Here is an 11983-nt window from a genome sequence, read left to right on the forward strand (position 1 = left end):
AGTTTCCGTGCACCCCCGGCGGGTTCAGTCCCCGATCCGGTCGATCAGCCGCAGCTTGTTCGTGGCGTCCAGGGCGGCGACCTTGTAGGACTCCGCCAGCGTCGGGTAGTTGAAGACCGCGTCGACCAGATAGTCGACGGTGCCGCCGCAGCCCATCACGGACTGGCCGATGTGGATCAGTTCGGTGGCACCCGTGCCGAAGCAGTGCACCCCGAGCAGGGTGCGGTCCTCGGGGGAGACCAGCAGCTTCAGCATGCCGTGCGAGTCGCCCATGATCTGTCCGCGGGCCAGTTCGCGGTAGCGGGAGATGCCCACCTCGAACGGCACCCGTTCCTCGGTGAGCTGGTCCTCGGTCCGGCCCACGAAGCTGATCTCGGGGATGGTGTAGATGCCGATCGGCTGGAGGTTGTGCATGCGGGGGACGGGCTCCCCGCAGGCGTGGTATGCCGCCGCGCGGCCCTGTTCCATCGACGTCGCCGCCAGTGCGGGGAAGCCGATGACGTCACCGACGGCGTAGATGTGCTCCACCTCGGTGCGGTAGTGCTCGTCCACCGTGATCCGGCCCCGGGCGTCCGCCGACAGGCCGGCCTTGTCGAGGTCGAGGTCGTCGGTGAGGCCCTGCCGGCCCGCCGAGTACATCACGGCGTCGGCGGGGATCTTCTTGCCGCTCTCCAGGATGGTGAGCGTGCCCCGGGGATGGCGCTCGACCGCGGCCACCGTCTCCCCGAAGCGGAAGGTCACGGCCAGGTCCCGCAGGTGGTACTTGAGCGATTCGATGACCTCGATGTCGCACATGTCGAGCATCCCGGCCCGTTTCTCGACCACGGTGACCTTGCTGCCCAGCGCCGCGAACATGGACGCGTACTCCATGCCGATGACCCCGGCACCGACGATGACCATGGAACGCGGCACCCGCTCCAGGGCGAGCACGTTGTCCGAGTCCATGATCGTGCGCCCGTCGAACTCGACGCTGCCCGGACGGGCCGGACGGGTACCGGTGGCGATCACCACGTGCTCGGCGGTCAGGAGCCGTTCGTGGCCGCTGATCTCCCTGAGGGCGAGGGTGTGGGCGTCGACGAAACGCGCCGTCCCCGAGTGCAGGGCGACGTGGTTGCGGGAGAGCTGGCTGCGGATGACGTCGACCTCGCGGCTGACCACGTGCTGGGTGCGGGCGGTCAGGTCGGCGACGGTGATGTCCTCCTTCAGCCGATAGCTCTGGCCGTACAGATCGCGCTGGGTGAGTCCGGTGAGGTACAGCACCGCCTCGCGCAGCGTCTTGGAGGGGATGGTGCCGGTGTGGATGGAGACCCCGCCGACCATGTCGGGGCGGTCGACGACGGCCACCCGGCGGCCCAGCTTGGCTGCGGCGATGGCGGCCTTCTGGCCACCCGGACCGGATCCGATGACGAGCATGTCGTAGTCGGGCACCCTCCGGAGTCTGACAGCCCGGGGGGCCGGTTCGAAAGGGTGAACAGGTAATCACCCGGGGCGTGCCGGTCCCGCGCGCGACGGGACACCGCACGCCCATGAGCGCCGGTCGGTCAGGGCAGGAGCTTGTCCATCGCGGCGGGCCCCTCGGCCTCCAGCTTCCGCTTCGCCCATGCGAGAGTGCGCGGGGTGAGGTCCTTGCCCGAGGCAAGGACCAGGTCCTCCGCCGACACCTCGGTGCCGGTACGGGTGTGGAGCAGGGCGTCCGGGGTCGCGCGGTCCTCGGACGGCCCGGACACGTCGGGCTGTGACGTCGGCATGATGCAGCTCCTCGGATCCGGATCGTTCCTCGGTCCCGGTCTACCCTCACCGGTCCCGATATCACCATTCAACGCCCCGGCCCACCCTGCATCCCGAGAGCGGACCGAACCCGCGGAATTCGGTGTCAGGGACCGATCAATCGGGGTACGGTGATGGCGCACGCCCCGAGACCGACGGAAGGAGGCGAGTGCCGTGCTGATCACCACCATCGAGCGCTCCCTTTCCGTTGCCCCGGCGTGGATCGTCTGACCGGGAGCGCGTCCCGCTGCGTCACGCAGCACGTATCCCGGAGGAACCCATGACCGATCCGGTCATCCGCGCGCTCGACGAGCGCGACGCCCAGCTCTTCGACGCCCTGCCCGACCCGCTCGACGCGGCGGAAGGACACCGGCGCACCCGCCACCGCCCCGACTGGAAGCGCGTCGCCCTGCGCGACGGCCAGGTCGTGGCACGCGGCGCCTGGTGGGGCGGCCCCGACGACACCGAACCGGTCAACCTCAACTGGTTCGACGTGGCCGAGGGCGAGGAGGAGGCCGGTGCCGAACTCCTGCGCACCGCGCCCTGGCGGGTCGAACTCGAACTGAACCTGCCCGGCGGCTGGCGTGAGGATCCGGCGCTGCGTACCGCCGCCGAGACCCGCTTCACCGCCGCCCGCAAGGCCGGCTACGAACTCCTGGTCGAACGTTTCCTGTACCGCTGGACCCCGGAGTGCGGGCTGCCCGAGCGCTCCGGCCGACTGCGCTTCCGCCCCGAACCCGACGACGAGGTCTTCCGTGACGCGCTGATCCGCATCCACTCCGTCACGCTGGACGCCCATTCCCTGCTCGCCATCGAGGAGGGCGGCATCGAGAAGGCCGCCCAGGAGGAACTCGACTTCTTCCACTGGTGCCCCTCGCCCCGTGAGTGGTGGCAGCTCGCGCACACACCCGAGGGTGAACTCGTGGGCATCCACATCCCGGCCCACAACCCCTCGGGCCCCTGCGTCGGCTTCATCGGCGTCGTGCCCGAACAGCGCGGACACGGCTACGCCTACGACCTCCTCGCGGAGTGCACCCACTTCCTGGTCGAACAGGGCGCGGAGTTCGTCTCCGGCGCGACGGACCAGGGCAACTTCCCCATGGCCGCCAACTTCACCAAGGCGGGCTATCCCGTCGTACGCGAACGCCTGAACTTCCGGGCGCCCGGCACCGACTGATCCGCCGCCGCCCCGGCACCGGCGGACGGTTCGGACCGTCCGTCGGTGCCGGGTGGCATGCTGATCCAGGGTGATCGGCGGCGGACGACGGAGGCGGCGTGGGGTTCGAGGGCGAGGTCTGGCAGGTACGCAGCGGTGCGGACACGGTCGGGGAGATCCTGATCGACGACGCCGACTTCCCCTGGCTCTCGGGCCACTTCACCGCGGGTCCGGGATACGGCGCCGTCCGGGAGCTGTTCGCCCGCGAACTCGCCCTGACCGAACGGGACGACGAGGGGCACTGGCAGCAGTGGGAGGAGGCCTACGAGGAGATCCGGCGGAGCGTGTCGCTGGCCTCGCCGGACGGTCCGGTCGCCGAGTTCCTGCTGCACATCGACGGCGACCGGGCGTGGTTCCGGTGGAGCGACGAGCCGTTCGGCGAGGAGACGTAGGCGGACGCGGGCCGCGACCCGCCCCCCAGCGGCTGCCCCCGCTGCCCCGCCTGCCCTGTCGGAGATCGGCAGCCCCCGCCGTCGCCCGAAAGCGGGCCCGCGTGGGCCGAGGGCTCAGCCGGCCGCGCCGTTCAGCAGCGTCTCCGCCTCCGTGAGTACCTCCGTGACCCGCAGGCCGAACGCGGCGTCGCACGGGTGCGGGCGGCCCGTGCGGGCGGCCTCCAGGAGTTCGTCCGCGGCCCGGAGCAGGGCCGGCACCGCGCCCTCGGAGCTGTCCGGAAGGAGCGTCACGCCCGACTCGCCGCGCAGTTCCACCGCGGATCCGGCCGCCGGGGGTGGGGCCGTGAGGCTCAGCGTCAGGGTGCTGGAGGCGCCGCCGGTGTGGTCGAGGACCAGGTGGACGGTGTCGCCGGGGCCGGGGGCCGCGGCGGCCACCCGCCGTACGTCACCGAGGACCGGCATCAGCACGGACAGGGCATGCGGACCCACGTCCCACAGGGCACCCTTCTCGCGCCGCCACGGCGAGTCGGCGAAGGGGCTGTCGGTGGTGAACACCGACCCCAGCCACTGCGCCCGCGCCGTGAACCAGCCCTCGGTGGCGGCCTGTTCGGCGATCCACGCAGCGGGCTCGGTCAGGAACCGGGCGGTGAAGAACACGACCGAGGCGACCTGGGCCTTCTCGACGGCGTCGACCACGGCCCGCGCTTGCTCGACGGTCGTCGCGACGGGTTTGTCCAGCAGCAGATGGCACCCGGCCCGCGCGGCCCGCGCCGCGAGCTCGGCCTGCACGCCCGGGGGCAGCGCGACGGCCACGGCGTCCACGTCGGCCAGCAGCGCGTCGACCTCGTCGTACGCACGCGTGCCGTGCAGATCCGCCACCTCCTTGGCGGCCTCCGGACGCCTGCCCCACACGCCCACGAAGTCCAGCCCCTGGTGCTCGCTCAGGGCGGGGGCGTGGGCCATCCGGGCCCAGGGGCCGGTGCCCAGCAGTCCGATGCGCATGCCGTCGCCTCTCGATGCCGTCGATCCCGATGGCGACCCGATCTCCGGGCGCCGCCGTGAGCGTCACACGAGGCCGGAGCGCGGGCAACCCCTTTCCACCGGCCTACCGATTCAGTGTCTCGGCTGCTGAATGCGTTCTCATTCTTCTATTGGACCTATGAGGTCCGCCGGGAGGAGGCTGGGACGGTCCGGTGTCTTCGGCATCCCCGTGCGACGCCACCGGACGCCGTCTGTTCCGCGCGCCATCCGAAAGAGGTCACGACCCCATGCAGACCCGCCGCATCGGTGACATCGAAGTAAGCGCGATCGGACTGGGTGCCATGCCCATGTCCATCGAGGGGCGGCCGGACGAGACCCGCTCCCTCGCCACCATCCACGCCGCCCTGGACGCCGGGGTCACGCTGATCGACACCGCGGACGCCTACCACCTGCACGCCGACGAGGTCGGGCACAACGAGACGCTGATCGCCAAGGCCCTCGCCTCCCACGACCGCGGCAAGGACGTCCTGGTCGCCACCAAGGGCGGCCATCTGCGCCCCGGCGACGGCAGCTGGACGCTCGACGGCAGCCCCGAGCACATCAAGGAGGCCTGCGAGGAGTCCCTGCGCCGGCTCGGCGTCGAGGCCATCGACCTCTACCAGTTCCACCGCCCCGACCCGAAGGTGCCCTACGCGGAGTCCGTCGGCGCGGTCCGTGACCTTCTCGACGCCGGGAAGATCCGCATGGCGGGCATCTCCAACGCGGACCCGGAGCAGATCCGGCAGGCGAACGAGATCCTCGGCGGCCGCCTGGTCTCCGTGCAGAACCAGTTCTCCCCGGCCTTCCGCTCCAGCGAGCCGGAACTGCGCCTGTGCGACGAACTCGGCATCGCCTTCCTGCCCTGGAGCCCGCTGGGCGGCATCTCCCGCGCCGGCGACCTGGGCTCCGTCCACGCCCCGTTCGCCCGGATCGCCGAGGCCCACGGCGTGAGCCCGCAGCAGGTGTGCCTGGCCTGGATGCTCGCCAAGTCGCCGGTGGTCGTGCCGATCCCCGGGTCGAGCCGCCCCGAGACGATCCGCGACTCCCTCGCCGCGGCCGATCTCACCCTCACGGCGGACGAACGCGCGGAGCTGGACGCCGTCTGAGACCCGCGCACCCTGTCGTTCGTTCGTGGCCCGGACCGTGCGTGGGCTGGCACCGGCGATCCTCCGCTCTCTAGGATGGACTCCCTGTCCTGCCAGGCCAGTTGGCCCGGCACGAAGCTGGGGGAACGATGGAGACCGGTAAGAAGCTGTCCACGCAGATCGACGCGTCCGTCCCCACCGCGGCGCGGATGTACGACCACTACCTGGGCGGCAGGGACAACTACGCGGCCGACCGCGCGGCGTGCGAGGAACTCGACAAGGTCGTTCCCAGCACCCGCCGACTGGCCGTCAACAACAGGCGTTTCCTCCAGCGGGTCGTCAGGACACTGGCGGCGGAACACGGCATCCGCCAGTTCCTGGACCACGGCTCCGGCCTGCCCACCCAGGACAACGTCCACCAGGTCGCCCAGCGCATCGACCCGGCCTCGCACGTGGTCTACGTCGACAACGACCCGATGGTGCTCGTCCACGGCCGGGCCCTGCTGGAGCAGGACGAGCGCACCGCCGTCATCCACGCCGACATGCGGGAGACCGAGGCGATCTTCTCGCACCCCGAGACCGAGCGGCTGATCGACTTCAGCCGGCCCGTCGCGGTGCTCTTCAACTCGGTGATGCACTGCATCCCCGACAGCGAGACCGACGGGCCGCTCGCCCTGGCCCGCCGGGTGGCCGAGCGGCTGGTGCCGGGCAGCTACATGGTGATGTGCCAGCTGGTCAGCGAGGACCCCGAGGTGCGGGAGTTCGTCACCAACTTCATGGACCAGGCGACCCAGGGGCACTGGGGCCGGGTGCGCGAGGAGAAGGACGTCGCCGAGTGGTTCGAGGGGCTGGACGTCCTCGAACCCGGTCTGGTCGAGGTCTCCACCTGGCGGCCCGACTCCGAGGTGGCCCCCCGTCAGCTCACCCACGAGTGGATCGAGTTCGGCGGCGTGGGCCGCATCCGCTAGCCGAGCGGGAGACCTTCTCGTCCCTCCGGCGATCACGCCCCTCACGGGACCACTCCGGTCCCGTGAGGGGCGTTTCGTTTAGGTGTGCCGGGAGTGCGCAGGCGTCCGCCGGGCGCGTCGGGGTCCGCGGCTCATCCGCCGTAGCGCTGCTCCATCGTCTCGCGGAGCAGCTTCAGGGAGGCGCGGGGTTCGAGTGCCTCGTCGGCCAGCCGGTCGAGGGCGACCCGGTACTCCTCCGTCTCGTCGAGGTCCTCCAGGAAGTTGGCGCTCTTGATGTGCTCCAGGTAGACCACGTCGGGCAGGTCGCCGCCGAAGCGGAGATAGGTGATCGGGATGGCCGGCGCCGACGCGTTCGTCACGTCCAGCGGGACGATCTGGACCGTCACATTGGGCCGCTGGGCCATCGCCACCAGGTGCGTGAGCTGCTCCCGCATCACCTCGCGGCTGCCCAGGACCCGCAGCAGTACCGACTCGTCGAGGACCGCCCACAGCTGCGGGGCGTCCGGGCGGTCCAGCAACTGCGCCCTGCGCGTGCGCAGTTCGACCCGGCGCCGCACCTCGCTCGCGGCGGCCGCGGGCAGGCCCCGCTCCACCACCGCCCGGGTGTAGTCCGGGGTCTGCAGCAGACCGGGCACGTACTGGATCTCGAACGTACGGATCGCGGCCGCCGCCTCCTGGAGGCCGACCAGCCGGTCGAACCACTCGGGCATCAGCCGCTTGTCGTAGCGCTGCCACCACCCCGGCTCACCGGCGCGCTGGAGCAGCCTCAGCAGCACCGACGCCTCGTACTCGTCGGTGCCGTACAACTCCAGCAGGGCGCGGACGTCGCTCTGGGCGGGCGGCCTACGGCCCTTGCCGGACTCGATGCGGGACAGCTTCGCCGCGCTGAAGCCGAGGGCCTTGGCCGCCTGGTCCTGGGCGAGACCGGCGTCCTCGCGGAAACCCGCCAACTGCACGCCGACCAGCATCTTCAGCAGAGTCGGGGCCGGCTCGGGCCGGTCCAGATACGGTTGCAGGCGGGAGATGCGATGCGACTCGGGGGACATCCAGACTCCCAGTAAACCGGCATAGAGGCGGTCCACATTATCGCACCGCATCGTGTCGCACCGCATCCGTCCGAACACGTAAGGGAGTTGACCATCTCGTCACAGCAGATGGTCGAACTCGCCCTCCTTGGCTCCGGCGACGAACGCCGCCACCTCCGCCGGCGTGTAGACCAGCGCCGGACCGTCGGGATCGCGGGAGTTGCGCATCGCGATGGTCCCGTCGACCAGAGGGGCGACCTCGACGCAGTTGCCCTCGGCGTTGCTGTGCCGGCTCTTGATCCAGCAGGCGTCCAACGAACTCGCCCGCACTCCGTTCCGCACTGATGGCACCGCAGTCTCCTTGCTGTTCACGTTCTTCGCCGGGCACCGGGCCCGGCCGTCGGCCGGGTGACAGGACGGGTTCCCCGTCCCTCCCGCCCCATCCGTTCGTTCGTGCAATTTCTCGTGCAATTGCACGCGGACGCTGTCTGCGTGGATAATAGCCACGGCGTCAACCCCATTCGTGACGCCCCGTCTTGACGTCGCATCAGGGAGATGCCGTGTCATCACCTGCGAACCACGTGCTCCGGCAGCCCCACCGGGCGGTGCCGGGGACAGGTGGAGCGGCCACGACCGGCGCCCTCCCGCCCCCCGAGCGACCCGCGGATCCGGGGGAGCGGTCGGCCTCCCGGCCGACGCCGGCGACCGAAGGGGCGGGTGCGGCGGCGCTGCGGATCAGCTGCAGCGGACAAGGCTTCGCCCTGGCCCGCGACTTCACCCGGGACACGCTGCGCCGCTGGTCCCTGGACCACCGCGGCGACGACGCCGCCCTCGTGATCACCGAACTCGCGGCCAACGCCGTGGCGCACGGAGTGCCCGGCTCGGCCACCGGCGAGGAGGAGGTGTGGCTGGGGATCATGCTCGACTCCGACCATGTCCTGCTCACCGTCTCCGACCCGGGCGACGATCCGCCCGCGTACACAGTCACCGGCGACCCCGCCCTGCGGGAACACGGCCGGGGGCTGATCATCGTCGACGCCCTGGCCGAGGAATGGGGCTGGACGCTCAAGCCCCCGGCGGGCAAGACCGTCTGGGCCAGGTTGTCGACCTGCCCTCCTCCCTGACATGACTGCCGCGGAAAGGTCTCACGCCATGCGCACCGCTCCCGAGCACCAGCCGAGCAACGAGCGCACCGACCACCACCGGCCGCCGACCGGGGCGGACCGGTCCACGCCCCTGACCGGCCTGGGACGGGTGCCGTGGCGCGAGATCCAGGACTCCACGGGCAGCGCGGACGCCATCCCCGTCCTCCTCGACCGCGTCGCCCGCGGCGACGAGGACACCGCCCGGGCCGCCCTGGCCGATCTGCGCCGACGCATCTGCCAGTACGGCTTCGTCGTCGAACAGGCCACCGCCGCCACCGTCCCCTTCCTCTGGGAACTCGCCCAGCGACCCCAGGTGGCCTGCCGTGCGGAGATCATCCAGCTGCTCAAGAGCATCGCCGACGCCCGGCAGTGGGAGAACACGGCGGCCGTCTACCCCAAACTGCTCAACCACCGTGAGAACCACGTGGTCTGGGAGCGCAAGGCCCGCCAGGCCGTCCGCGACCGCCGCGGTGCCCTGCGACGCCTGATGGCGGAGGAGGACGCCGACGCCGACATAGCCCGCGCGACGACGGAACTCGCGCGCACGCTCGGCGAATAGAGCGGCCGAACCACTTCCCGCCGGTGCGGTGGACGCATCGGTGACCCAGGCCCGCACGCCCCTCGCCCGCACCGCCTGAGCGGTAGGCCGCGCGGCGATGTCCCGCGCCGGTCCCTGGCCGAGGCCGACCCGTTATTGAAAATGGTTTTCGAACGCAGTACGGTGTGTACGTCGTATACCCCGTGCGTTCGGCCGTTCGGCTGCCCGGGGGTTGGTGCAGGCAAGGGGAGAGGGATCCGGCGTGATAAGTCGGCGTACCGCGCTGCGCGGTGTCGTGGGAGGGGCGGCCGTGGTCGCCGTCGGCGGAGGGCTGACGGCCTGCGGAGAGGGCGACGGGAGCGCACAGCCCGCCGGTGCCGACGCGTCCGCCACTCCGCGCAAGGGCGGGAAGCTGCGGGCGGCGTTCATCGGGGGGAGCGCGGAGTCCACCGACCCGACGCTCGCCGCCGGTGTCGGCATCGACTACGTGCGGGCCCGGGTCGTCTGGGACACCATCGGTGAGCTGGACGGCGGCAAGCCCGTGTGGCGGCTGGCGGAGTCCGTCGAGCCCAACTCCGACGCGACGCAGTGGACCGTACGGATCAGGAAGGGCGTCACCTTCAGCGACGGACGCCGACTCGCCGCCCGTGACGTGCTGTTCAGTCTGCGCACGCTGGTCGAGAAGCGCAGCCCGCAGGGCGGCTTCGCCACGCACCTCGACCTGAAGAACGCCCGGGCCCGCGACGAGCGGACCGTCGAACTGCCCCTCACCATGGCCGACGGGTTCTTCGATCTCGCCCTCGCGCATTCGATGTTCGTGTTCCCCGACGGCACCAAGAACCTCGCCAAGGCCGTGGGCAGCGGACCCTACGTGCTCAAGCGGTGGCAGCCCGGACGCAGCAGTGTGCTGGCCCCGCGCGAGGACTACTGGGACGCGGACAACGGCGGCCCGTACCTCGACGAGCTGGAGCTGATCTCCGTCACCGACGCGGCGGCCCGGCTCAGCGGCCTGAAGTCGGGCCAGTTCGAGTACGCCGGCGGGCTCGCCCTCACCGCTGTACGCACCGAACGCGGCAACAGCGCGCTGCGCGTCGAGACGCCGCCCAAGGACCTCTGGGTCGACCTCAACCTCCCCATGAACCTCGGGCTGAAGCCCTTCACGGACGCGCGTGTCGTGCGCGCGGTGAAGCTGGCGCTCGACCGCGAGTCCCTGGTGCGGACCGTGACGCTCGGCCAGGGCGAGGTCGGCAACGACCTGGTGGGCGCGCACCAGCCGTACTACGACAGCGGCATCGCGCAGACCGCCTACGACCCCGAGCAGGCGAAGAAGCTCCTCGCCCAGGCCGGACAGGAGGGGCTGTCGGTCACGATCCGCACCTCCGACTACGACTACGGCACCGAGGAGAGCGCCACCGCGATGGTGCCGATGCTCGCGAAGGCCGGGATCAGGGCGACGCTCGACAAGGTGCCCGCCGCGGACTACTACAGCGACTTCAAGACGATCCTCAGCACGCCGGTGCAGACCGCCGCCTATCACCCCAACCCGCTGCCGCTGGCGATCCGTACGTACTACGGCTCGACGGCCTCCTTCCCGCTCACCGGAACCAAGGGCGCGGCCGACGTCGATCCGCTGATCGCCGCCATGAACCGCGCCACCCGCGAGACGGACCGCCGGGCGCGCGTGGCGGACGTCCTGCGGCATCTGCACGAACACGGCGGCGACGCGCTGTTCGCCCGGGTGCCCACGGTGTCCGGATCGGCCGCGAAGGCGCACGGGGTGAAGTCGCGCGGCTACGCGGACTTCCCCAGCCTGCGGGACGCGTTCGTCGAATGAGCCCGTCGCAGTCGTGGCGCGCACGCCCGAGACCCGCGTGGGGGCCCCGGTGGTGGGCGGCCCGGAGTGCGTGGGCGCTGCTGGTGCTGCTGATCGTGTCCGTGCTGGTGTTCGCCGCCACCGAGGCGGCGCCCGGCGACGCGGCCACCGCCCGGCTCGGCCCGCAGGCCCCCGCGGACGCCGTCACGGCGCTGCGCGCCCGGCTGGGGCTGGAGCGGCCCGCGCCGCTGCGGTACCTCGACTGGCTCGGGCACGCCGTGCGCGGGGACTTCGGCGCCAGCTACGCCAGCGGGAGACCGGTGGGCGAGCTGATCGCCGACCGGTTCGGCAACTCCCTCGTCCTGGGGCTCGCCGCCACCGCCGTGCTGGTGCCGCTCGCCGTCGGACTCGGCCTGTGGGCGGGGCTGCGGGCCGGGCGGCGCGGTGACCGGATCGTCTCCGGCACGGCTCTCGGGCTGGCCGCCGTACCGGAGTTCGTCACGGGCGCCCTGCTGATGGCGGTGTTCGCGGCGGGGCTGGGCTGGCTGCCGGCCGTGTCCCTGCTCGGCGCCGGGCAGGGGCCGCTCGACGCACCGTCCGTGCTGGTCCTGCCGGTGCTCACCCTGGTCTCGGTGTGCCTGGCGCAGAACCTGCGGCTGGTGCGGGCCGGTGTCGCCGAGGCCGCCCGGTCCCCGGCGGTGGAGGCCGCGCGGCTGAACGGGGTGCCCGAGAGCCGGGTCGCCCTGCGCCACGTCCTGCCCGCCGGGCTCGGTCCCGCGGTCCCGATGCTCGCCCGCTCCGCCGCGTACCTGCTGGGCGGGGCGCTCGTCGCCGAGTCCCTGTTCGGCTATCCGGGCGTCGCCGCGCTCCTGGTGGACGCCACCGCGGCCCGGGACGTCCCCGTGGTGCAGGCGGTGGCCCTGCTCGGCGCGGCCGTCGCGGTGGCCGCGAACCTCGTCGCCGACCTGGCCGTACCACTCCTGGATCCCGTGCAGAGGCACCCGCGATGACCCT

At 71.8% G+C, this 11983-nt stretch carries 13 protein-coding genes; 8 read left to right on the plus strand and 5 right to left on the minus strand.

From position 1 onward, the window contains the following. Positions 1-24 precede the first annotated feature (24 nt). The gene (sthA, locus tag K4B79_RS08235; protein ID WP_232025640.1) at positions 25-1428 is read right to left on the minus strand and encodes a Si-specific NAD(P)(+) transhydrogenase; all 1404 of its coding nucleotides are present in this window, start codon (positions 1426-1428) and stop codon (positions 25-27) included. A gap of 113 nt (positions 1429-1541) precedes the next feature. Then, entirely contained in the window at positions 1542-1748 is a 207-nt protein-coding gene (locus K4B79_RS08240; RefSeq protein ID WP_232025641.1) for a hypothetical protein, read from the minus strand. 299 nt (positions 1749-2047) lie between these two features. Between K4B79_RS08240 and K4B79_RS08245 the strand changes: the two genes are divergently transcribed. Both K4B79_RS08245 and K4B79_RS08250 read left to right on the plus strand, forming a co-directional pair. Next, the gene (locus K4B79_RS08245; RefSeq protein WP_232025642.1) at positions 2048-2944 is read left to right on the plus strand and encodes a GNAT family N-acetyltransferase; all 897 of its coding nucleotides are present in this window, start codon (positions 2048-2050) and stop codon (positions 2942-2944) included. A 98-nt stretch (positions 2945-3042) separates the two neighbouring features. Next, positions 3043-3375, plus strand: a complete 333-nt coding sequence (locus tag K4B79_RS08250) for a hypothetical protein (protein WP_232025643.1) — start codon at positions 3043-3045, stop codon at positions 3373-3375. 114 nt (positions 3376-3489) lie between these two features. On the opposite strand, the gene K4B79_RS08255 is transcribed toward K4B79_RS08250, so the two are convergent. Continuing rightward, positions 3490-4377: a Gfo/Idh/MocA family protein gene (locus tag K4B79_RS08255; protein ID WP_232025644.1), complete on the minus strand. Its 888-nt coding sequence runs from the start codon at positions 4375-4377 to the stop codon at positions 3490-3492. A 266-nt stretch (positions 4378-4643) separates the two neighbouring features. Here K4B79_RS08255 and K4B79_RS08260 point away from each other — a divergent pair, with 266 nt between their 5' ends. Both K4B79_RS08260 and K4B79_RS08265 read left to right on the plus strand, forming a co-directional pair. Then, positions 4644-5501: an aldo/keto reductase gene (locus tag K4B79_RS08260; protein WP_232025645.1), complete on the plus strand. Its 858-nt coding sequence runs from the start codon at positions 4644-4646 to the stop codon at positions 5499-5501. A gap of 128 nt (positions 5502-5629) precedes the next feature. Continuing rightward, positions 5630-6448, plus strand: a complete 819-nt coding sequence (locus tag K4B79_RS08265; protein WP_232025646.1) for an SAM-dependent methyltransferase — start codon at positions 5630-5632, stop codon at positions 6446-6448. 131 nt (positions 6449-6579) lie between these two features. Here the strand turns inward: K4B79_RS08265 and K4B79_RS08270 are convergent, their stop codons facing one another. Continuing rightward, positions 6580-7494 (minus strand): helix-turn-helix domain-containing protein, encoded by a 915-nt coding sequence (locus K4B79_RS08270; protein ID WP_232025647.1) that lies wholly within the window; start codon positions 7492-7494, stop codon positions 6580-6582. Positions 7495-7593: 99 nt separating this feature from the next. Continuing rightward, positions 7594-7824, minus strand: a complete 231-nt coding sequence (locus K4B79_RS08275) for a DUF397 domain-containing protein (RefSeq protein WP_232025648.1) — start codon at positions 7822-7824, stop codon at positions 7594-7596. 209 nt (positions 7825-8033) lie between these two features. Here K4B79_RS08275 and K4B79_RS08280 point away from each other — a divergent pair, with 209 nt between their 5' ends. The 4 genes from K4B79_RS08280 (at position 8034) to K4B79_RS08295 (ending at position 11979) form a co-directional block, all read left to right on the plus strand. After that, on the plus strand, positions 8034-8597 hold the full coding sequence (locus K4B79_RS08280; RefSeq protein ID WP_232025649.1) for an ATP-binding protein: 564 nt from the start codon (positions 8034-8036) through the stop codon (positions 8595-8597). Positions 8598-8625: 28 nt separating this feature from the next. Then, positions 8626-9177: a hypothetical protein gene (locus K4B79_RS08285; protein ID WP_232025650.1), complete on the plus strand. Its 552-nt coding sequence runs from the start codon at positions 8626-8628 to the stop codon at positions 9175-9177. Positions 9178-9418: 241 nt separating this feature from the next. Further along, the gene (locus K4B79_RS08290; RefSeq protein ID WP_232025651.1) at positions 9419-10990 is read left to right on the plus strand and encodes an ABC transporter substrate-binding protein; all 1572 of its coding nucleotides are present in this window, start codon (positions 9419-9421) and stop codon (positions 10988-10990) included. Continuing rightward, positions 10987-11979 (plus strand): ABC transporter permease, encoded by a 993-nt coding sequence (locus K4B79_RS08295; protein ID WP_269463249.1) that lies wholly within the window; start codon positions 10987-10989, stop codon positions 11977-11979. The genes K4B79_RS08290 and K4B79_RS08295 overlap by 4 nt, the downstream gene beginning before the upstream one ends. Positions 11980-11983: the final 4 nt, after the last annotated feature.

Origin of the sequence: Streptomyces lincolnensis (assembly GCF_021173675.1) — a bacterium.
GTDB lineage: Bacteria > Actinomycetota > Actinomycetes > Streptomycetales > Streptomycetaceae > Streptomyces > Streptomyces lincolnensis_B.

What these genes read in the sequence shown, in the direction of transcription:
- K4B79_RS08240 (WP_232025641.1), bottom strand. Translation starts at nt 1,748, where the DNA reads ATGCCGACGTCACAGCCCGACGTGTCCGGGCCGTCCGAGGACCGCGCG.
- K4B79_RS08245 (WP_232025642.1), top strand. Translation starts at nt 2,048, where the DNA reads ATGACCGATCCGGTCATCCGCGCGCTCGACGAGCGCGACGCCCAGCTC.
- K4B79_RS08255 (WP_232025644.1), bottom strand. Translation starts at nt 4,377, where the DNA reads ATGCGCATCGGACTGCTGGGCACCGGCCCCTGGGCCCGGATGGCCCAC.
- K4B79_RS08260 (WP_232025645.1), top strand. Translation starts at nt 4,644, where the DNA reads ATGCAGACCCGCCGCATCGGTGACATCGAAGTAAGCGCGATCGGACTG.
- K4B79_RS08265 (WP_232025646.1), top strand. Translation starts at nt 5,630, where the DNA reads ATGGAGACCGGTAAGAAGCTGTCCACGCAGATCGACGCGTCCGTCCCC.
- K4B79_RS08270 (WP_232025647.1), bottom strand. Translation starts at nt 7,494, where the DNA reads ATGTCCCCCGAGTCGCATCGCATCTCCCGCCTGCAACCGTATCTGGAC.
- K4B79_RS08285 (WP_232025650.1), top strand. Translation starts at nt 8,626, where the DNA reads ATGCGCACCGCTCCCGAGCACCAGCCGAGCAACGAGCGCACCGACCAC.
- K4B79_RS08295 (WP_269463249.1), top strand. Translation starts at nt 10,987, where the DNA reads ATGAGCCCGTCGCAGTCGTGGCGCGCACGCCCGAGACCCGCGTGGGGG.